At 65.5% G+C, this 20,054-nt stretch carries 22 protein-coding genes; 7 read left to right on the top strand and 15 right to left on the bottom strand.

Features of this window, described 5'->3' with window-relative positions:
- Nucleotides 1-10: 10 nt before the first annotated feature.
- Nucleotides 11-1,294: an ABC transporter substrate-binding protein gene (locus ACY65G_RS03560; protein WP_464995983.1), complete on the bottom strand. Its 1,284-nt coding sequence runs from the start codon at nucleotides 1,292-1,294 to the stop codon at nucleotides 11-13.
- A gap of 454 nt (nucleotides 1,295-1,748) precedes the next feature.
- Nucleotides 1,749-3,857 carry an elongation factor G gene (fusA, locus tag ACY65G_RS03555; RefSeq protein ID WP_464995982.1) on the bottom strand — a complete coding sequence of 703 codons (2,109 nt, stop codon included), beginning with the start codon at nucleotides 3,855-3,857 and terminating at the stop codon, nucleotides 1,749-1,751.
- A gap of 165 nt (nucleotides 3,858-4,022) precedes the next feature.
- Between fusA and ACY65G_RS03550 the strand changes: the two genes are divergently transcribed.
- Entirely contained in the window at nucleotides 4,023-5,102 is a 1,080-nt protein-coding gene (locus tag ACY65G_RS03550) for a phospholipase A (RefSeq protein ID WP_464995981.1), read from the top strand.
- Here ACY65G_RS03550 and ACY65G_RS03545 read toward each other — a convergent pair whose 3' ends face one another.
- From ACY65G_RS03545 to mltG, 9 genes are all read right to left on the bottom strand, one after another.
- Nucleotides 5,103-5,300 carry a hypothetical protein gene (locus ACY65G_RS03545; protein ID WP_464995980.1) on the bottom strand — a complete coding sequence of 66 codons (198 nt, stop codon included), beginning with the start codon at nucleotides 5,298-5,300 and terminating at the stop codon, nucleotides 5,103-5,105.
- Nucleotides 5,301-5,425: 125 nt separating this feature from the next.
- Nucleotides 5,426-6,343 (bottom strand): methyltransferase domain-containing protein, encoded by a 918-nt coding sequence (locus ACY65G_RS03540; RefSeq protein WP_464995979.1) that lies wholly within the window; start codon nucleotides 6,341-6,343, stop codon nucleotides 5,426-5,428.
- 250 nt (nucleotides 6,344-6,593) lie between these two features.
- Nucleotides 6,594-7,328, bottom strand: coding sequence for an ankyrin repeat domain-containing protein (locus tag ACY65G_RS03535; protein ID WP_464995978.1), 735 nt, complete (start codon nucleotides 7,326-7,328; stop codon nucleotides 6,594-6,596).
- On the bottom strand, nucleotides 7,325-8,107 hold the full coding sequence (locus tag ACY65G_RS03530; protein WP_464995977.1) for a TatD family hydrolase: 783 nt from the start codon (nucleotides 8,105-8,107) through the stop codon (nucleotides 7,325-7,327). The genes ACY65G_RS03535 and ACY65G_RS03530 overlap by 4 nt, the downstream gene beginning before the upstream one ends.
- 234 nt (nucleotides 8,108-8,341) lie before the next feature.
- Complete coding sequence (locus ACY65G_RS03525; protein ID WP_464995976.1) at nucleotides 8,342-8,857, bottom strand: N-acetyltransferase family protein; 516 nt, start codon at nucleotides 8,855-8,857, stop codon at nucleotides 8,342-8,344.
- A 27-nt stretch (nucleotides 8,858-8,884) separates the two neighbouring features.
- Entirely contained in the window at nucleotides 8,885-9,277 is a 393-nt protein-coding gene (locus ACY65G_RS03520; RefSeq protein WP_464995975.1) for a PilZ domain-containing protein, read from the bottom strand.
- A gap of 11 nt (nucleotides 9,278-9,288) precedes the next feature.
- On the bottom strand, nucleotides 9,289-10,314 hold the full coding sequence (locus ACY65G_RS03515; RefSeq protein WP_464995974.1) for a DNA polymerase III subunit delta': 1,026 nt from the start codon (nucleotides 10,312-10,314) through the stop codon (nucleotides 9,289-9,291).
- Between the two features lie 2 nt (nucleotides 10,315-10,316).
- Nucleotides 10,317-10,979 (bottom strand): dTMP kinase, encoded by a 663-nt coding sequence (gene tmk / locus ACY65G_RS03510; protein ID WP_464995973.1) that lies wholly within the window; start codon nucleotides 10,977-10,979, stop codon nucleotides 10,317-10,319.
- 11 nt (nucleotides 10,980-10,990) lie between these two features.
- Nucleotides 10,991-11,983: an endolytic transglycosylase MltG gene (gene mltG / locus ACY65G_RS03505; protein ID WP_464995972.1), complete on the bottom strand. Its 993-nt coding sequence runs from the start codon at nucleotides 11,981-11,983 to the stop codon at nucleotides 10,991-10,993.
- A 141-nt stretch (nucleotides 11,984-12,124) separates the two neighbouring features.
- Between mltG and ygfZ the strand changes: the two genes are divergently transcribed.
- From ygfZ to ACY65G_RS03490, 3 genes are read left to right on the top strand one after another with little or no spacing between them, the layout of a single operon-like run.
- Nucleotides 12,125-13,132: a CAF17-like 4Fe-4S cluster assembly/insertion protein YgfZ gene (ygfZ, locus tag ACY65G_RS03500; RefSeq protein ID WP_464995971.1), complete on the top strand. Its 1,008-nt coding sequence runs from the start codon at nucleotides 12,125-12,127 to the stop codon at nucleotides 13,130-13,132.
- Entirely contained in the window at nucleotides 13,132-13,419 is a 288-nt protein-coding gene (locus ACY65G_RS03495; protein WP_464995970.1) for a DUF4936 family protein, read from the top strand. The genes ygfZ and ACY65G_RS03495 overlap by 1 nt, the downstream gene beginning before the upstream one ends.
- Nucleotides 13,410-14,246 (top strand): NRDE family protein, encoded by an 837-nt coding sequence (locus ACY65G_RS03490; protein WP_464995969.1) that lies wholly within the window; start codon nucleotides 13,410-13,412, stop codon nucleotides 14,244-14,246. The genes ACY65G_RS03495 and ACY65G_RS03490 overlap by 10 nt, the downstream gene beginning before the upstream one ends.
- A gap of 145 nt (nucleotides 14,247-14,391) precedes the next feature.
- On the opposite strand, the gene nfsB is transcribed toward ACY65G_RS03490, so the two are convergent.
- Both nfsB and ACY65G_RS03480 read right to left on the bottom strand, forming a co-directional pair.
- On the bottom strand, nucleotides 14,392-15,045 hold the full coding sequence (gene nfsB, locus ACY65G_RS03485) for an oxygen-insensitive NAD(P)H nitroreductase (protein WP_464995968.1): 654 nt from the start codon (nucleotides 15,043-15,045) through the stop codon (nucleotides 14,392-14,394).
- Between the two features lie 94 nt (nucleotides 15,046-15,139).
- The gene (locus ACY65G_RS03480) at nucleotides 15,140-16,147 is read right to left on the bottom strand and encodes a zinc-binding alcohol dehydrogenase family protein (RefSeq protein ID WP_464995967.1); all 1,008 of its coding nucleotides are present in this window, start codon (nucleotides 16,145-16,147) and stop codon (nucleotides 15,140-15,142) included.
- A 107-nt stretch (nucleotides 16,148-16,254) separates the two neighbouring features.
- Here ACY65G_RS03480 and ACY65G_RS03475 point away from each other — a divergent pair, with 107 nt between their 5' ends.
- Nucleotides 16,255-17,160, top strand: coding sequence for a LysR family transcriptional regulator (locus tag ACY65G_RS03475; RefSeq protein WP_464995966.1), 906 nt, complete (start codon nucleotides 16,255-16,257; stop codon nucleotides 17,158-17,160).
- A gap of 49 nt (nucleotides 17,161-17,209) precedes the next feature.
- Here the strand turns inward: ACY65G_RS03475 and ACY65G_RS03470 are convergent, their stop codons facing one another.
- On the bottom strand, nucleotides 17,210-17,506 hold the full coding sequence (locus ACY65G_RS03470; RefSeq protein ID WP_464995965.1) for a hypothetical protein: 297 nt from the start codon (nucleotides 17,504-17,506) through the stop codon (nucleotides 17,210-17,212).
- A gap of 237 nt (nucleotides 17,507-17,743) precedes the next feature.
- Here ACY65G_RS03470 and ACY65G_RS03465 point away from each other — a divergent pair, with 237 nt between their 5' ends.
- Nucleotides 17,744-18,484: a 3-oxoacyl-ACP reductase family protein gene (locus tag ACY65G_RS03465; RefSeq protein ID WP_464995964.1), complete on the top strand. Its 741-nt coding sequence runs from the start codon at nucleotides 17,744-17,746 to the stop codon at nucleotides 18,482-18,484.
- Nucleotides 18,485-18,515: 31 nt separating this feature from the next.
- Entirely contained in the window at nucleotides 18,516-19,565 is a 1,050-nt protein-coding gene (locus ACY65G_RS03460; RefSeq protein ID WP_464996460.1) for an alpha/beta fold hydrolase, read from the top strand.
- A 31-nt stretch (nucleotides 19,566-19,596) separates the two neighbouring features.
- Here ACY65G_RS03460 and ACY65G_RS03455 read toward each other — a convergent pair whose 3' ends face one another.
- Entirely contained in the window at nucleotides 19,597-20,022 is a 426-nt protein-coding gene (locus ACY65G_RS03455) for a GNAT family N-acetyltransferase (RefSeq protein ID WP_464995963.1), read from the bottom strand.
- Nucleotides 20,023-20,054: the final 32 nt, after the last annotated feature.

Genomic DNA, 20,054 nt, shown 5'->3' with positions numbered 1-20,054 from the left:
CGGCGCGCCGCTACCACGTGTTGTCCTTCATCGCCTGCGCAAAGGCCTGCTGCGCGCGTTCCGGCGTCTCGTTGCGGTTCCAGTAATTGGTCAGCACATCCTGCAGCGCGCCGTTCAGGTCCGGGTCGAGCAGCATTTCCGTGTTCGGCAACTGCCGTGCCTTGTCGGCCATGATCTCGATGCCCATGCGCGCGCACAGGTCCAGCTTCGAGACGTCGACATCGGGCCGGATCGGTATCGATCCCTTGCGGGCGCTGAACTCCACCTGGGGGCCCGGCGCCGTCATCACGGTGGCGAGCAGCTTCTGCGCCCGCACCACGTGCGGCTTGCCCGTTTTCGGGAACACGAAGGCGTCGCCGGCGACCACGTAGGGCGCCTTCGGGCCGAAGCCGGGATAGCAGCCGAATTCTCGGCCGGCCACCTGCCCGGCCGACGTGAATTCGCCCTTGGCCCAGTCGCCCATGATCTGCACGCCGGCGCGACCGGACACCACCAGCGCGGTGGCGTCGTTCCAGTTGCGCCCCGGCGCGCCGGCATCCGTGTAGGCGCGCAGCCGTTTGAATTTCACGAGCACGTCGCGAAACGCGGGCGACTGCACGGCCTTCACGTCGCGGTCGCGGTAGATCCTCAGGTACAGGTCCGGCCCGCCGACGAGCGCGAAGACGGCGTCGAACAGGATTTTTTCCTGCCAGACCTGGCCGCCGAATGCGAGCGGTATCAGGCCGGCCCGCTTGAGCCGGTCGAGGTGGCCCATGAATTCGTCGAAGGAAGCCGGCTCGGCCTTGATACCCGCCTTCGCATAGGCAGCCTTCGAGTAGAAGAACCAGGCCGGCATGTGGATGTCCACCGGTGCCGCGTAGTAGTGTCCGTTGATCTTGATGGCGTCGATGATCGTCTGCGGCAGGATGCGGTCCCAGTTGCCGCGCGCCGCCACGTCGTCGACGTTGTTCAGCAAGCCCTGGTCGACAATGTCGCGGAACTGCTTGGACGTGTTGAACTGTGCCGCCACGGGCGCGTTACCGCCAACGATGCGGTTGATCGTCGATGCGCGCGACTGGTCCGCGCCCGCCACCGCCTGGTCGATCCATTGGCCACCTGCACGCGTGAAGGCGTCGGCGAACTGGCGGATCGCCGCGGATTCGCCTCCGGATGTCCACCAGTGCGAAACGGTGGCCTTCAATGGCGCGGCATCCGGCGGCGGCGCCGTGGGCGTGCCTTGCGCCGGCACGGCCAGCGCCGATGCCAGCGCGGCTGCGACCGCCCTGCCGGCCGCGCCTGTCATAGCGTTGCTCATCTTGTCTCCGTGACACCTGTGGTGTCTTATTGGTATGCGCTTATGATAAGGGAAACAGGCTCGTCCATAGAAGGCTTTGCCATCGCCGCGATGAAACGAAGCTGTGGAATCGATTCCACTACGGTGATCATACTAGCAGCGCGACAAAAGCGGCGTCAACAGCATCATGGGCGGATATGAAGATGGCGTAGCCGGTGGCAGCGTCATTTCCCCGGGCGGGTCGCTGAATTTACACCGCTGTGGCGCGACAAAAGCGGCGTCAACAGCATCATGGGTGGATATAAAGATGGCGTAGCCGGTGGCAGTGTCATTTCCCCGGGCGGGGCGCTGAAGTTCATAACGATGTGACGCGGCAAAAGCGGCGTCAACAGCATCGTCCGCGTAAACGAAAAGGCGCTGTCAGCGCCTGAAAAAACCCGGGACATGCCCGGGTTCGAAGCAAACTGCCATGCGATCAAGCCCTGATCTTCGATGTGGCGATCTGGTCGAGAACATGTTTCGGCACCCCGGCGTAGTGCTTGAATTCCATCGTGTACGTGGCACGGCCCTGGGTCAGCGAGCGCAGGGTCGTCGAGTAGCCGAACATCTCGGCCAGCGGCACCAGCGCCCGCACCAGCTTGCCGCCACCGCCCGGGATCTCGTCCATGCCCTGCACCATGCCGCGCCGCGTCGTCAGGTCGCCCATCACGTTGCCCATGAATTCCTCGGGCGTCTCCACCTCGACGTCCATGATCGGTTCCAGCAGTTGCGGGTCGGCGCGGCGCATGCCGTCCTTGAAGGCCATCGAGCCGGCCATGCGGAAGGCGTTCTCGTTCGAATCCACGTCGTGGTAGGAACCGAACGTCAGGGTCGCGCGCACGTCCACCACGGGGTAGCCGGCCAGAACGCCGGAGCGCAGCGTTTCCGTGATGCCCTTGTCGACCGCCGGGATGAATTCGCGGGGCACCACGCCACCCTTGATCGCATCGACGAATTCATAGCCCTTGCCATGCTCCAGCGGTTCGAGCTTCAGCACCACGTGGCCGTATTGCCCCTTGCCGCCGGACTGCTTGATGAATTTGCCCTCGACGTCGGATACGGCTTTCTGGATCGTTTCGCGGTAAGCCACCTGCGGCTTGCCGACCGACGCCTCGACGCCGAACTCGCGCTTCATCCGGTCGACCAGGATTTCGAGGTGCAGCTCGCCCATGCCGGCCATGATCGTCTGGCCGGACTCCTCGTCGGTATGGACGCGGAACGACGGATCTTCCTGCGCCAGGCGCGACAGGGCGATGCCCATCTTTTCCTGGTCCGCCTTCGTCTTCGGTTCCACGGCCTGCGAAATCACGGGTTCCGGGAACACCATCTTCTCCAGCACGATCACGTGATCGGGGTTGGACAGCGTGTCGCCGGTCGTCACCCCCTTCAAGCCCACGGCCGCGGCGATGTCGCCGGCGAACACCTCCTTGATTTCCTTGCGTTCGTTGGCGTGCATCTGCAGGATGCGGCCCAGCCGCTCGCGCTGGCCCTTCGTCGGGTTGTAGACGGTGTCGCCCGAGTTCACGACACCCGAATACACGCGGAAGAAGGCCAGCTGGCCGACGAACGGGTCGGTCATGATCTTGAACGCCAGCGCGGCAAACGGATCGGAATCGGTCGGGTGACGTTCTATCTCGTTGTCGTGCTCGTCGTGGCCCGCGATCGCCGGCACATCCACCGGCGACGGCAGGTATTCGATCACCGCATCGAGCATCGCCTGCACGCCCTTGTTCTTGAACGCGCTGCCGGCCAGCATCGGCACGATCTCGCCGCGCACCGTGCGCAGGCGCAGCGCCGTCTTGATCTCGGCTTCGGACAGCGTTTCCCCTTCCAGGTATTTTTCCGTCAGCTCGGGCGTCGCCTCGGCCGCCGCTTCCACCATGTTGTCGTGCCATTTCTGCGCCAGTTCCTGCAATTCCCCGGGAATGGCTTCATACGTAAACTTCAGGCCCTGGCTGTCGTCGTCCCAGATGATCGCCCGCATCTTGACGAGATCGATAACGCCCTGGTAGTGGTCTTCGGCACCCACCGGGATCTGGATCGGCACGGCATTGCCCTTCAGCCGGTCGTGGATCTGCTGCTGGACGCGGAAGAAGTCCGCACCCACGCGGTCCATCTTGTTGACGAACGCGATGCGCGGCACCTTGTATTTGTTCGCCTGGCGCCATACGGTTTCCGATTGCGGCTGCACGCCGCCAACGGCGTCATATACCATCACGGCGCCATCGAGCACGCGCATCGAGCGCTCCACTTCGATCGTGAAATCCACGTGCCCCGGCGTGTCGATGATGTTGATGCGGTGCTCCGGGAAATTGCCGGCCATGCCGCGCCAGAACGCCGTGGTGGCCGCGGACGTGATCGTGATGCCACGCTCCTGCTCCTGCTCCATCCAGTCCATCGTGGCCGCGCCATTGTGCACCTCGCCGATCTTGTGGTTCACGCCGGTATAGAACAGGATGCGCTCGGTGGTGGTGGTCTTGCCGGCATCGATGTGGGCGCTGATGCCGATATTCCGGTAGCGCTCGATAGGGGTCTTGCGGCTCATGGCATTCTCCTTGGAGGGCGCGGCCTTCTGGCCCCGCTCAAAAATTGTAGCAGCATCGGGTCGGCCCGGTTTGCAAGCAGTTTCTTTTTTTCAAGCGCTGCCGTGCGACCGATTGGCGCTGTCATTGCTTATACTGGCGTGATGCCAAAAAACAAGATCATGACAATGAAAAAACACCTTGCCCCCTGCCTTTCGGCCATGCTGGTCCTCTCCCCTTGCGTAGTCTCCGCGCAGAATGTCCCCGCCGCCGTCGATCCGGCCCTGGGCCGCTGCGCGCTGCTGGCCGATCCCACCGAGCGCCTGGGCTGCTACGACGCGCTGGCCAACCGCGCACAGGATGCGAGACCGGTCGCCTCTGTCGCGCCGTCGTCCAGCCCGGACCAGCAGCAGGGTGCGTTCCCGGGCGGGCCCGTGGCGAAACCGGTCGAGCCGACTACGCCGGCCGCCGAACAGGCCGTGGTGTCGGTACAGGTACCGCTGTGGGAGCTGGACCAGGACAGCAAGCGCGGCGTCTTCAACTTCCGCCCGCACCGCGACAATTACCTGCTGCTGGCGAACTACAGCAACAGCACCAACACTGCGCCGTTCAACGAAGTGACGCCCGGCGGCATCGATGCCAAGCACGTCGAGCTGGCATACCAGCTGTCGTTCAAGATGAAGATGCTGGAAACGATCGCCGGCTCGCCGGTCGACCTGTGGTTCGGCTACACGCAGCAGAGCTTCTGGCAAGCCTACAACCGCAGCGAATCGAGCCCGTTCCGCGAAACCAACTACCAGCCGGAAGTCATGGCCATCGCGCCGATCGGCAAACGGCTGGGCGGCGTGGACTTCCGCTACGCGGGCCTGGGCTTCGTGCACCAGTCGAATGGCCAGACGGCGACGCTGTCGCGCAGCTGGAACCGCGTGTATGGCGAACTGGGGGCCGAGTACGGCAAGCTGGCCGTGACGGCGCGGATCTGGAAGCGGCTGGACAATTCACGCTCCGACAACGACAACCTGGACATTACCGACTTCATGGGCCACGGCGACCTGCGGCTGGTCTACCGTGACGGCGGCACCGAATACTCGCTGCTGGCGCGCCGCAACCTGCACACGGACCATGGCGCGCTGCAGCTGGGCTGGGCGACGCCGCTGCGTTCGAACCTGAAGGGCTATGTGCAATTCTTCTCGGGGTATGGCCAGAGCCTGATCGACTACAACTATTCGCAGATGTCCCTGGGCGCCGGCTTCCTCGTCGGCTTCTGATCACCGCCGCCCGCCGCCCAGCACGCGCGCGGGCAGCATCACCACCGCGCGCAGCAGCTCGAACACGGCATCGACGCCGATGCCGACCAGCCGGAATGGCAGCAACAGCAGCCATACGAGCGGATACAGCAGCAGCGCCAGCAAAGCCAGCGGCCAGCAAAGCAGCAACAGCACCAACCACAGGATAAAGCCCGGCATGGCGTCCTCGCAACGGTCATCGAAGAAGCCATGATGCCGGCCGTTGCGATGCGGCTCAACGGCGCTGCGACGGACGGCTGAAAATGGGGCGTGAATGGACAGGAATGCGGGTCGGGAATGCGCTGTCAGGCGTAGGCGACGACCTGCGGCTGCAGCGCGGCCTGGTACAGCACGCGGGCCGTCAGGCGTGCCTGCAACGACGGGATCGAACCGCCGGCACGGTAGGCAAAGTCCACCTGCAGCACGTCGCCCGCCCTGGCCGCGACCGGCTGCGCCAAAGGCAACGACATATAGTGGTTCAGCCAGTCGATGGTGGTGGCCCGTTCCTGCACGACCGAGAGGATGTTCTTCGTGATGAAGCGGATCGCGTTGACGGTGCCGTCGCGATCGATGACGAACTTGCCCACCCAGCTGAAGCTGGTGTCGTTCTCCTGGGTGAAATCGATCACCGCATAGACGGCCGGCTGCGCCATCTCCACCGTGCCCGGCTGGGCGATGGCGGGTTGCTGGAACTGCACGATCGGGGCATGGAAGCCTTCGAAGTCGTATTCCTGCTGCAGTGGCTGCGCCGCCATCAGTACCGCCTCGGGCAGGAAAACGGGCAGCTGGCCGCCGAATTTGCGCGCATAGCGGCGCTTGAAGTTTTCGATCACCTCGACCTGCTTTTCGCGCAGCATCGCCACGTGGATCATCTCGCAGATGACCACATCGACAGGTTCCGGCGGCAGGTATTCGAAGGCGTCGGCATGGATGACCTCGACCTTGCCGGCGCAGCCGTTCAGCGCCAGGAGGCGGCGCGCTTCCTGGACCATGTCCGGGTTGAAGTCCACGCAATAGACCTTGTCGGCTCGTTGCGCCGCGAAGAACGACAGCGCCCCCGTACCACCGCCCAGTTCCAGCACTTTCATGCCCGGCTTCACGACGTGCCCGATCGCTGCACGGAAGCTGTGCATGCGATCCGTATCCATCAGCATGTTGTGATGGTAGTGAACCGGGATGAACTGGCCCAGGTAGCAACTCTCGAGTTCGCGTTCGGACAGCATGGCATTTCCTTCTCGTGGCGACAGCGACATTATGTGCAACGAGTTGCCCAGGCAAAACGCCGAGGTTGACCGGAAAAACAGGCCAATTCAACGTCCTGTGCGCCGGGCTGCGTCAAATCCGTCCCGCATTGCACCGGCGATCCGCCCGACCGGTGACGGCCCGGCATTGTCGAGTTCGTGTCCCCGTGCCAGGCACGGGGACACGAACTCGACAATGTCGGCTGCCCGTTGCCTGCCCGTCGGCGCGGTATCAGCGGGCCATGATCTGTTCGGCCTGGTATTGGCGGATGGCCTTGGCGATCCAGGGCTTGTCGGCGCGCTCGGCGAATTCGGCGGCGTCGACATTGAAACCGCTGTCGCGCAGGCTGGCGTCCGCGCCTTCCTGCAGCAGCAGTTTGACGGCGTCCTCCTGCCCCTCGCGGGCGGCCAGCATCAGCGGGGTCACCTTGGTAGGCGACTCGGCGTCGATGTAGGCGTGGTGGTCGAGCAGCACGCGCATGATGTCGAGCGCGCCGGCGGCCGCGGCGTAGTGCAGCGCGGTCCAGCCGGGGTGGTTGACCTGGGCGCCCTTTGCCAGCAGCGCCTTCACCGCCGGCATGTTGTTCTTGAAGGCGGCCATCATCAGCGCGGTGTTGCCGTTACCGGCACGCGCCTCCAGGTCGATCTTCGGCTGCGCCAGCAACAGGTCGAATACGGCCATCGCATCGTTGCGCAAGGCGACGATCATGCCGGTTTCACCCCGCTCCGGTTCACGCACGTTCGGATCGAGCCCGCGCGACAGCAGCGGCTTGATGCGCCCCGCGTCGTTCACCTGGGCGGCGCGGAAGAACGACACGGCATCATCGGCATGGGCAACCGACGCCGGGACGATCGCGGACGCCACGGCCACCGTGGCGATGCCCAGGCGCAGCGCGATGCGGTTGCGCAGGCGGGAACGCATTTTCCGCAAGCGTTTCAGGAGGTTGCGCAGGGTAAGTTTCATCATGCGCCCGCGGCGGAGAACAGCTTGAAGAAGTTGGCGCTGGTGGCCGCCGCCACCTCTTCGACCGTGACGCCTTTCAGCTTGGCAATGAACTCGCCCACGTGGGCCACGTAGCCGGGCTCGTTCATCCTGCCGCGGTACGGGACCGGCGCCAGGTAGGGCGAATCGGTTTCGATCAGCATCCTGTCCAGCGGGACTTCCAGCGCCACCGCCTGCAGTTCTTTCGCGCTCTTGAACGTGACGATGCCCGAGAACGAGATATAGAAACCCATGTCCATCGATGCCTTCGCCACTTCCATCGACTCGGTAAAGCAGTGCATGACGCCGGCGACACCGCCCTGGTCGGTTCCCGCGCCTTCTTCGCGCATGATGCGGATCGTGTCCTCGCTGGCCGACCGGGTATGGATGATCAGCGGCTTGCCGGATACGCGCGACGCGCGGATATGAGTGCGGAAACGCTCGCGCTGCCATGCCAGGTCGCCTTCGAGGCGGTAGTAATCGAGGCCCGTTTCGCCGATGGCGACGATCTTCGGGTGGCGGGCCAGCTCGACCAGCTGCTCGACCGTGGGCTCGGGTGTGTCCTCGTAGTCGGGATGGACGCCGACCGAGGCGAAGATATTCGGATATTGCTCGGCCAGCGCGAGCACGCGGGGAAAGTCGGGCAGGTCGACGGATACGCACAGTGCATGCGTTACCCTGTTTTCCGCCATCTTCGCGCGCAGTTCCGGCATCCGGGCTGCCAGCTCCGGAAAATCGATATGGCAGTGTGAATCGATGAACATGGATTGATTGTAGCCGAAGCGGCAAGAAAGGGGAGGCTCGCGTTCTTTTGCAATGTTTCCTCAAAAACAAGGTCTGTCCCTAATTACAAACCGGTGACCGACACCGATTTTCTTCAAACATTCCGGGCAAACCGGTGGCGAAGCAGGGGTGTCAGGGAGCATCGTTTTCGCCAGCGTGGCGGAGATAGCGTGCCGGCCATCCCCTGCCGTCATCGGTTTTCCTGGGATGCTTGCTCAGGCGACGCGCTTGCCCAGGATGATCAGGTCGCGTTCCACGCCGTCGAGGTTGGCGACGCGGGGAAAATGCGCCCACTCCTCGAAGCCGAACTTGCGGAACAGGGCCAGGCTGGCGCCGTTGTGGCCGAAGATGAAGCCGAGCACGGTGTGCACGCTGACCTGCGGGGCAAAGGCGATCGCTTCGGTCAGCGCGTACTTGCCGATGCCCTTGCCGCGCCATGCTTCGTGGATATAGATCGACACCTCGGCCGTGCCGGAATACGCCGGGCGGCCATAGAAATTCGAGTACGAGATCCAGCCGAGGATTTCAGGGTGGGCCGACGTGTCGCCGGCGCGTTCGATGACCCACAGCGGCCGGCGTTCGGGCTGGTGGTCATGGAACCAGTTCAATCGGGATTCGACGGAGACCGGCTCCGTATCCGCGGTGACTTCGCGCGAGGCGATGGTGCTGTTGTAGATGTCGACGATGGTCGGCAGGTCGTCCAGGGTGGCGATGCGGTGGCGGAAAGACATGGGAATGATGAGAAAAAAAGCGCTTGCTCAGAGTGTATGGGTGGCGCGGGAGGAGCGCAGGGCCGCGCCGAGGATTTCCTCGATGCGCGCGCGGGTGCGCTGGCCCGCCTCGTCGTCCGGGAAGTGGACACCGATGCCCTGCGCCTTGTTGTTGTTTGCCCCGGCCGGCGTGATCCACACGACCTTGCCGGCAATCGGATACCTGGCCTGGTCGTCCATCAGCGACAGGATCAGGTAGATCTCGTCGCCGATGTTGTAGGCCCGGGTGGTCGGCACGAAGATGCCGCCGTTTTTCAGGAACGGCATATAGGCCGCATACAGCGCCGCCTTTTCCTTGATCGCGAGCGACAGCACGGCCGGCCGCGTGAGCGGGCCGGCGGCACTGGCGGGGCCGGCCGGATCAGGTGGGCGCGTGCTCATCGGCGGCCATGTCAGGTGCAGCAGGACGTATAGTCGAGCAGCATGTCTTCGAGGAACAGCTTCGGCGACAGCGGATGGTCCGACGTGGTGCGCCGCTCGGACGTGCTCTTGATCGCGGCGAGCAGCCCGGACACGGGCACCCGGTCCGAGAGGCCCTTCAGTTCGCGCTGGTAGCGCGGGTAGTAGCGGATGCGGCCCGACAGTTTCAGCGAGAACAGGTCGTACAGCCAGCGCTGCTGCCACGCGACGACGGACGTGAGCGGCACCTTCTGCATCTTGTCCGCCGTGCGCAACGCCGTTTCGACCGAGGGATGGGCCAGGTATTGCAGCAGCGTGTCCATTTCCTCGCGGTTGCCGGTTTCCGCCTGGGCCAGCGCGGCGAGCGGGGCGCCGCCCTGCTCGCTCAGCCAGCCGTCGGCCTGCGCCACGCCTTGCGATTCCAGCCACGCCACCGCGTCCGGACGGGACGGCAACGTCAGCGCGAACTTGCGGCAGCGCGACAGGATCGTCGGCAGCAAGCGGTCCAGGCTGTTCGACGACAGCAGGAACACGGTGCCCGGCGGCGGTTCTTCCAGCGTCTTGAGCAGCGCGTTCGAGGCGGGCATGTTCAGTGCCTCGGCCGGGTACAGCACCACGACCCGCAAGCCCTGCCGGTGCGTGGAGATGTTCATGAAGTCGGCCAGCTGCCGCACCTGCTCGATCTTGATTTCCTTCGATGGCGCCTTGGTTTTCTTCTTTTCCTCGCCCTCCTCGCCGTCGCCCGCCCCGTCCTCGTCGAACGCCTCGGGCCGGATGCGGCGGAAGTCCGGGTGGCTTTGCTGGACGAACCAGCCGCACGAGGCGCAGGCGTTGCACGGGTGGCCGTCGGCGCGCACGTCCTCGCACAGCAGCGCCTGCGCGAAGTGCTCGATGAAATCGGCCTTGCCGATGCCGGCGGGACCGTGGAACAGCACCGCGTGGGGCATGCGCCGGCGAATCTGCTGCAACGCCAGCCAGGCATCCTGTTGCCACGGGTAGATCGTGGAAGTGGTTTCCATGCTCACTCCAGTGCGCCGAGGATGGCGGCCAGTTGCAGGCGGATCGCTTCGATCGACTGCGTGGAATCGATCACGCGGAAGCGCCCCGGTTCCTGCGCGGCGCGGCGCAGGTATTCGTTGCGGGCGGCGAAGAAGAAGTCGGCCTTTTCCTTCTCGAACCTGTCGAGCTGGCGGGTGGCGTCGAGCCGGGCACGCGCCACCTCGAGCGGCACGTCGAACAGAATCGTCAGGTCCGGCCACAGTTCGGGGTGCACCCAGCTCGCCAGCGTGTCGAGCTTGGCGAGTGCCAGTCCCCGGCCGCCGCCCTGGTAGGCGAAGCTGGCATCGGTGAACCGGTCGGAGATCACCCAGGCGCCGCGCGCCAGCGCCGGCTCGATCACCTGCGCGATATGCTCGCGGCGGCTGGCAAAGACGAGCAGCGCTTCCGTTTCCAGGTGCATCGCTTCGTGCAGCACCAGTTCGCGCAGTTTTTCGCCCAGCGGCGTGCCGCCCGGTTCGCGCGAACTGACGAGTTCCACGCCGCGCGCGCGAATGAGCTCGGCCACGTACCGGATGTGCGTGGACTTGCCGGCACCATCGATGCCTTCGAACGTGATGAACCGGCCGCGTGCCGATGTCGTTGCCCGCGTCGGTTTCTGCGTCGGTTCTTGCGTTGGTTCGTGCATCGGTTCTTGCGTCATTGCCTGCGCTGGTACTGGTTGACCGCCCGGTTATGGTCGGTCAGGTTATCGGAAAACTGGCTCGTGCCATTGCCACGGGAAACAAAATACAATGCTTCGGACTTTGCCGGCGCCAGCGCCGCGCCCAGCGACTGCAGGCCCGGCAGCGCGATCGGCGTCGGCGGCAAGCCATTGCGGGTGTAGGTATTGTACGGGGTGTCCGTTTCCAGGTCCTTCTTGCGGATATTGCCGTCGAACTTCTCGCCCAGGCCGTAGATCACGGTGGGATCGGTCTGCAGCATCATGCCCAGCCTGAGGCGGTTGACGAAGACCGACGCGATCATCGCCCGCTCGGACTTCTGCCCCGTTTCCTTTTCCACGATCGAGGCCATCGTCAGCGCCTGGTACTTGTCCGTATACGGCAGATCCGGCGCGCGCTGCGCCCATGCCGCATCCAGGTGCTGCAGCAGCGCGGTATGCGCCTGCTTGTAGATCTGCAGCTCCGACGAGCCCTTGGCGAACAGGTAAGTGTCCGGGAAGAACAGGCCTTCGGGCTGCCGGTACGTGGAACCGATCTTTTCCATCAGCTCGTTGTCGGAAAGGCCGAGCGTGTCGTGCTTCAGGCCCTTGTGCGCGGCGACCGCCTGGCGCATCTGGCGGAACGTCCAGCCTTCGATGATCGTCAGCGTTTCCTGGGCAAATTCGCCGCGCACCAGCTGGTCGATCAGGCGCAGCGGCGTGGTGCCGGGCTTCAGCTCATACGAGCCCGCCTTCAGGTTGCCGCTCTTGCCGGTGAAACGCGCCAGCAGGTTGAACAGCAGCGGCTGGATCGGCACGCCCGCTTCGGCGATCTGCTGGCCGGCCGCGTGGGCACCGCTGCCCTTGTTGATCGTAAACGGGATGCTGTCTCCCTCGCCAACGATGGGCTGTTTCGACCACCAGGCGAACCCGCCGGCCGCGACGGCGGCGACCAGCACGCCCAGCCCGATCGTTTTTGTGATGAATGCCATGTCGTGTCTGCCCGCGCGGGGCCGCGCGACCCGTTTTGGGGGTGGCCGGCGCGTTTGGCGCGGGATCTTTATAATGAGCCCGTAATGATAATGCCTTCACAGCCCCTCAGTGTGCAATTCGTAGCCAAAGTATCCAATAATATGACCTCTTGGAATCAACTCCTCGGCCAGCCGGCCGAAACGCCGTCGCCGGGCACCCTTGCCGCCGGGTTCGTGGCGCCCGTGACGGACCTGGGCCTGATCGCCTTTTCCGGCGACGACTCGGCCACGTTCCTGCATTCGCAGCTGACCAACGATGTCGAGCACCTCGGCGCGAACGACGTGCGCCTGGCCGGTTACTGCTCGCCGAAGGGGCGACTGCTGGCCAGTTTCCTGATGTGGAAGGACGAACGGTCCATCTACCTGCAACTGGCGCGCGACATCCAGCCGGCCGTGCAGAAACGCCTGCAGATGTTCGTGCTGCGCGCAAAGACGAAGGCGGCGGACGTGACGGAAGAGCGCGTGGCGCTGGGCCTGGGCGGCGTGCTGGCGGAGGCCGTGCTGCAGACTTGGTTCGACGCCCTGCCTCCGGCGCCCTACACGAAGCTGGACCACCCCCTCGGCACCCTGCTGCGCGTGGCCGATGCCTTCGGCGCGCCACGCTACCTGTGGCTGGCGACAGCGGAAACCGTGACCACCGTCGCACCGGAACTGGCCGACCGGCTCGTGGTGGCGGGCAATGACGCATGGCGCCTGTCGGACATCCATGCGGGCGTGCCGCTGATCACGGCAGCCACGCAGGAGCAGTTCGTGCCCCAGATGATCAACTTCGAACTGCTGGGCGGCGTGAACTTCAAGAAGGGCTGCTATCCGGGACAGGAGATCGTCGCCCGCAGCCAGTACCTGGGCAAGCTGAAGCGTCGCACGGCGCTTGCGACCATCGACGATGCCGGCGTCTGTGCGGGCAGCGAGGTGTTCGCGCCGGCGGATCCCGGCCAGCCTTGCGGCATGGTTGTCAACGCCGTGCCGAACGGCGCCGGCGGCGTCGACGCGCTCGTGGAAATGAAGCTCGATGCGCTGGAAGCCGGCGACGTGCGGGCCGGCGCGGCCGATGGTCCGGCGCTCAAGTTCCAGCCGCTGCCATACGTGCTGGACAAGCTGGACGTCTGATGGACCTGTATGTCTATTACCGCGTTCGCGACGAGGATGCGGAACAGCTGCTGCCGCGCGTGCGCGGCATGCAGGCACGACTGGCGGCCGCGCATGGCGTGGCGCCGCAACTGAAACGCCGGCCGGAAAGCGCGGCAGGCATGCAGACGTGGATGGAGGTCTACCCGGCCGCCACGCCGCGTTTCACGGACGCGCTGGCGCAAGCCGCCGAGGCGTCGAACCTGGGCCCGCTCGTTGCCGGCCCCCGACATACCGAAGTGTTTATGGATATCCCCTCATGTGCCTGATCGTTTTCGCCTGGCGCGTGGTACCCGGCGTGCCGCTGATCGCCGCCGCCAACCGCGACGAATACTTTGACCGCGCCAGCGCCGCGGCTGGGCCGTGGGAGGAAAACCCGCAGGTCATCGCAGGCCGCGACCTGAAGGCCGGCGGCAGCTGGATGGGCGTGACGCGCCCCGACGGCCCCGACTGCCAGTGGCCCGCCGATGCCCTGCAACGCCTGTCGCCGCTGCGCGCGCGCTGCCAGGGCGGCGCGCTGGCGCCCATCGAGGATGCCGGCCAGGCGCCGTCGCGCTTCGCCGCCATCACCAACATCCGCGCACCGCACGACTTCAACCCGCAGGCGCCTTCGCGCGGCATGCTGGTATCGAATTTCCTGTCGGCGACGATGAGCGCGCGCGACTATGTCGAACAGATCCGGCCGGGCGCGCAGGCCTACAACGGCTTCAACCTCGTGCTGTGCGACGGCGCGGAACTCGTGTGGTTCTCGAACCGCGGCGATGCCGACCCGCGCAACGGGCAACCGCTCGAGCCGGGCGTCTACGGCCTGTCGAATGCATTGCTCGATGCGCCATGGCCGAAGGTCGTGCGCACGAAGGCGCAATTCGCCAGCCTGCTGTGCCTGGGCGCGCCGGAGGAAGCGTATTTCGAGATGCTGGCCGACACCACGCGCGCACCGGACCAGCGGCTGCCGGAGACCGGCGTTTCTCTTGAGCGCGAACGGCAGCTGTCGGCGGTGAAGATCGAGTCGCCCGATTACGGCACGCGCACGTCGACCGTGGTGAAGCTGTATGCGCAAGCACCCGCCGTGCTGCACGAGCAGGTGATCCGCTAGAAAAAACCGCGGAAAAATTGGGGACGAAAAATTGGGGACGTACCCCTGTTTTGAGGAAACGGCACGCATGCGCCGGGCGCGGGCGTTACGGCGTGTCGATAGTTTCCTGGAAACAGGGGTACGTCCCCTGTTTTGCTTTACAGTATCAGATGTCGGTGAACACCTGGTCGGCCGGCAGCCGGGATTTCGGCAGCTTCGCGTTGAAGTCTTCGCCGCTGCTGTAGCCCAGCGAGACGATCACGGTCGCGGAGAAGCCCTTGTCGCGCAGGCCCAGTTCCTTGTCCAGCACTTCGGCGCTGAACCCTTCCATCGGCGTGGCACCCACGTCGAGCAGCGCGGCGGCCTGCAGCAGGTTGCCGAGCGCGATGTAGGTCTGTTTTTCATACCAGAACGGCACGTCCTTCTGCGTGAAGCGGTGCAGGTTCGTGTACGACATGCGGCCGGCATGCTGCGACGACTTCGCCGCGTCGTTGACGAAGCGGCCATCCTTCGCCTCCTGTTCCAGCACGGCGGCCAGTTGCGCCTCGTCCGGTGCGACCTTGGTCGCCAGCACGATCACGTGCGACGCGTCGCGGATCTTCGCGGCGTTGTACTGGAAGCCGGCATCGGCGGCCCTGGCAATGCGATCCTTGCCTTCCGGCGTGGCGGCCACGACGAAATGCCACGGCTGCGAGTTGACGGACGACGGCGCGAGGCGCAGTACTTCGCGCAGCTGGGCAATGATGTCCGCCGGGACCGTGCGTTCGCGGTCGTACGATTTCACGGTGTAGCGCTGGCGCGCCTTGGCAACGATATCCACTTGGTATTTCCTTTCTGCTGTTCGAAATGGGCGCATGGTACTGCGCCGCCGCCGGCTCCGGCAACGCGGAACCGGCGCGGCGCGCAAAGGGTGATCAGAAGCCGGCCAGCACGAGCTTGCCGCGCGCCTTGCCGCTTTCGATGACGGCGTGGGCGCGGCGCAGGTTGGCCGCGTCGATCCTGCCGATGTGTTCGCCGACCGTCGTCCGCAAGGTGCCGCTGTCGACCAGCGCCGCCACGCGCTCGAGGATCTCGCGCTGGCGCGCCATGTCGGCCGTTTCATACATCGAGCGCGTAAACATCAGTTCCCAGTGCAGCGAAATGCTCTTGCGCTTGAGCGGCATCGCATCGAGCGTTTCCGGATCGTCGATCAGCGCGAACTGGCCCTGCGGCGCGAGGATGTCGACGATGTCGGCATAGTGCTGGTCGGTATGCGTCAGGCTGATGACGATGTCCGCGTACTCGAAGCCCAGTGCCTGCAACTGCGCCTTCATCGGCTTCGCGTGGTCGATGACGTGGTGGGCGCCCGCTTCGCGCACCCATTGCGTCGTCTCGGGACGGGAAGCCGTGCCGATCACCGTGAGGCCCGTGAGCTTGCTGGCCAGCTGTGCGAGGATCGAGCCGACGCCACCGGACGCGCCGATGACGAGCAGGGTGCGACCCTGGCCGCCCTCTTCCGGCACCTTCAGGCGGTCGAACAGCAGTTCCCATGCGGTGAGCGACGTCAGCGGCAACGCGGCGGCGTCCGCGAAGGATAGCGTCTTCGGCTTGTGGCCCACGATGCGCTCGTCGACCAGGTGCAACTCGCTGTACGAGCCCGGGCGGGTCAGCGAGCCGGCGTAATACACTTCGTCGCCCGGCTTGAAGGCGGTGACTTCGCTGCCCACGGCTTCGACGACGCCCGCGGCATCCCAGCCCAGCACGCGCGGCGCGGTGACGGCGGCCCCGCGGCGCACCTTGGTATCGACCGGATTGACCGAGACCGCCTGCACGCGAACCAGCAGGTCGCGCGGGCCGGGTACGGGGTCCGGCAGTTCCATCTCGACCAGCGATGCCGCGCTGTCGATCGGCAGGCCGTGTTCGGTGTACACAATCGCTTTCATGTCTTGCTCCAGTTGAAGAAGTAGGCAACATCATATGGCGCTAGTGGCAACCTGAAAACCCATATAATCGGGTAGCACTTTCTCTCGCCGAATGAAAATCACGTGCCATGATCCGTTTCGAAGACTTGCTCCTGTTTGTCCGCACCGCCGCCTGCGGCAGTTTCACCAAGGCCGCGCGGGAGGCGAACCTGCTGCCGGGCCAGGTCAGCGCCGCCATCATGCGGCTGGAACGGGACCTCGATACCCGCCTGTTCGCGCGGTCCACGCGCAGCCTGCGCCTGACCGATGAAGGTGAACGCTACCTGCCTTATGCAAGGGACATGATCGCCCTGCTGCACAGCGGCCGCGACGAACTGCGCCGCGGCGACGATGCGCTGTCCGGTACCTTGCAGATCGCCGCGCCGTCGGATTTCGGCCGCAATGTGCTGCTGCCCTGGCTGACGGCATTCCGGCGGCACCATCCGGACCTCGAGCTGCGTGTGCAGTTCTCCGACGGGCTGGCGGACGTGTTCCGCGACCCGGTCGACATCGCCCTGCGCTACGGTGCGGTCGATGATGCCAGCTTCGTGGCGCTGCCCGTCGCCCCGGACAACCGGCGCGTGCTCGTGGCCGCGCCGGGCTACCTCGAACAATGCGGCATGCCGGGCTCGCTGGACGACCTGCCCCGTCATTCCTGCCTGCTGTGGCACATGGGCGGACGGTTGTACGACAAATGGGGCTTCCCGACGGACAAGGGACGCCGCACCGTGCACGTGAACGGCCCGCTGGCCAGCGACGACGCCGACGTGGTGCGCCGCTGGGCCATCGCCGGCGAAGGCATCGCCTACAAATCGTGGCTCGATGTCAGCGCCGACGTGCGCGCCGGGCGGCTCGTGGTCGTGCTGCCCGGTCAAGCGGGCGAAGCGGCGCCGTTGCAGCTGATCTGCCCGCACCGGCGGCAATTTTCGCCCGCCGTGCGGCAGTTGCACGCGCTGCTCACCGAGCGGTGCGCGGAGATTGGCTTGCCGCCGTAGGCAAGGCACAGGGTTCGATACTGGGCCGCACGCACGGCCGGATACACCGCTACCCACGCCGCGGCAACGACAGCCCGGCCGGCGCGGCGTCCCAGCGCTCGCTGCGGTGCTCCACCGCCTCCGGGTCCACCTCGAGCACGACACTTTCGATGTCGCGGGCCAGATCCGGTGCCGGCGTGCCCGCCAGCTCGCAAGCGATGGCCAGCGCTTTGGCCAGCCCGTAGCCATATTTCTCCACGAGCAGGCCCGCCAGTTCGCGCGTCTCGGCGCCCCGCGCCACATCCTTCAGCCGGTTCGCGGCATAGCGCCGCAGCTCGGCAAGCACCCGTTCCCGTAGCTCATCCATCGTCCCTTACCTCCATCTCTTTTGGCAGTCGATCATCTTCGCAGCGTGGCGCCACGGTCAGCGCACGGATGGTTGGCCGGCCGAAGTTGCCCATGCACCGGACATGTATCCCCGTGTATCCGCCCCGGCGGCGTACACATGGGATTGCGTTCGGCCTCGGCCGCGACATGCGGGGGATACGTTGCGGCGGTGTAATGGAACCGTCGCATCAACAACGTCTTCCACCACGAAAGGATCATGATGAATTCCAGTCCCACGCAAGGAAAGACCGCCCTTGTCTTCGGCGGCTCCCGCGGCATCGGCGCCGCTATCGCCACGCGCCTCGCGAGCGACGGCGCCAACGTCGCGCTGACCTATGCATCGGCGGCCTCGAAGGCGTCGCAAGTCGCCGGCACCATCGAGCAGGCCGGCGCGCAGGCACTGGCCATCCAGGCGAACAGCGCCAGCGCGCCGGCCGTCCGGGCTGCCGTCGAGCAAACGGCCGCGCGCTTCGGCGGGATCGATATCGTCGTCGTCAACGCCGGCATCCTGCATATCGCCGATGTCGCCGGATTTTCGATCGAAGATCTCGATCGCATGCTCGACGTAAACGTGCGCGGCGTATTCCTCGCCGTCCAGGCGGCGCTGCCCCACATGAAGGCGGGTGGCCGGATCATCACGATCGGCAGCAATACGGCCGTGCGCAGCAGCCACCCTGGTTCCAGCGTGTACGCGATGACCAAGGGGGCCGTCGCCGTGATGGTCAGGGGCCTGGCGGTGGATCTGGCCTCGCGCGGCATCACGATCAACAACATCCAGCCGGGCCCGATCGAGACAGACCTGACCGCGGACATGATCGGTGTATTGAAAGACAAGATTCCACTGAAGCGTGTCGGCCAGCCTGGCGAGGTTGCCAGCCTGGCCGCGTGGCTGGCCGGGGAAGAATCCGGCTACATGACGGGCGCGAGCCTGACGATCGATGGCGGCATGTCACTGTAAAAACAAGGAGATCAGCATGAACGAAGCAGTCGTGAACGAAGCATTCAACCCGCGCCGCAGGCACTTCCTGAACACCGCGGCACTTGGCATCGCCGCGGCGCAGCTGGGCCTTGCCGGCAGCGCGATGGCCTCCCCGGCCAGCGCGCCGCCCATCGCGGGCGGCATTCCACCCGGCAGCAACACCTTCGCCGGCATCCGGCAAATCCGCGCCGGCCTGCTGGACGTGGGCTATGTCGATACCGGCCCCGCCGATGCGAAACCGATCGTGCTGTTCCACGGCTGGCCGTACGATATCCACGCCTTCATCGACGTGGCGCCGATCCTCGCCGCCGCCGGATACCGCGTGATCATCCCGCACCTGCGCGGGTATGGCACGACGCGCTTCCTCGATGCGAACACGCCGCGCAACGGCCAGCAGGCCAGCTTTACCGCGGATGCGGTGGCGTTCATCGATGCATTGAAGATCGACAAGGCCATCGTGGCCGGCTTCGACTGGGGTGCCCGCATCGCGACAACGCTGGCGGCGCTGTGGCCGCGCCGGTTCAACGGCCTGGTCTCGGTGAGCGGCTACCTGATCGGCAGCCAGGAAGGCAACCGCAAGCCGCTGCCACCCAAGGCGGAATTGCAGTGGTGGTACCAGTATTACTTCGCCACGCCGCGCGGCGAACTCGGTTACCGGGAAAACACCCATGCCTTCGCGCGGCTGATCTGGGAACTGGCGTCGCCGCAATGGAAGTTCGACGACGCGACGTTCGAGCGCTCGGCACGCTCGCTCGACAACCCGGACCATGTCGCCATCTCGATCAGCAACTACCGCTGGCGTCTCGGCCTGGCGCCCGGCGAAGACCGTTACGACAGCCTGGAACGACAGCTGGCCGCGTTCCCCGACGTGACGGTACCCGCCATCACGATGGAGGGCGACGCCAATGGCGCGCCGCATCCCGACCCGAAGGCCTATGCGAAAAAGTTCCGGAGCAAGTACGAGCACCGGCACCTGGCCGGCGGGATCGGACACAACCTGCCGCAGGAAGCGCCACGGGAGTTTGCCCAGGCGATCCTGGATGTGGCGAAGCTGGTGTGATGAAAAGGCGGATGCGCCGGACTGGCGGTTGTCAGAAGACGTGGCGCATCTCGACGTGCGCGATGCCCGCTTCGTGGAACTCCTCGCCCACCTGCACGAAACCATGGGCAAGGTAGAACGCCGCCGCATGCGTCTGGGCCGACAGCACCACGTCCGGGTGCCCCCGCTCGCGGGCATGCGCCATCATCCCGCGCAGCAGCGCGCTGCCGATGCCGGTGCCGCGTGCGCTTTTTACGACGGCCATTCGGCCGATGTGGCCGTCGGGCAGCAGGCGCGCGGTGCCGACCGGCATGCCGGCTGCGTCGTAGGCGACAGCGTGCAGGCAGACGGCATCCTTCTCGTCCATCTCGATTTCGGGTGGCACGTTCTGTTCCTGCACGAAGACCGCGATGCGGATCTCCTGCGCGTCGGCGCTGAGCGTGGCCCAGTCGCCATAACGGATTTCAACGGAAGTCATTTGTTCCTCGCTCTTGCCGGAGGCCATGTGGA

It is taken from the genome of Pseudoduganella sp. jia 12 (assembly GCF_055502675.1).
This window is presented reverse-complemented; position numbering and strand designations above follow the sequence as displayed.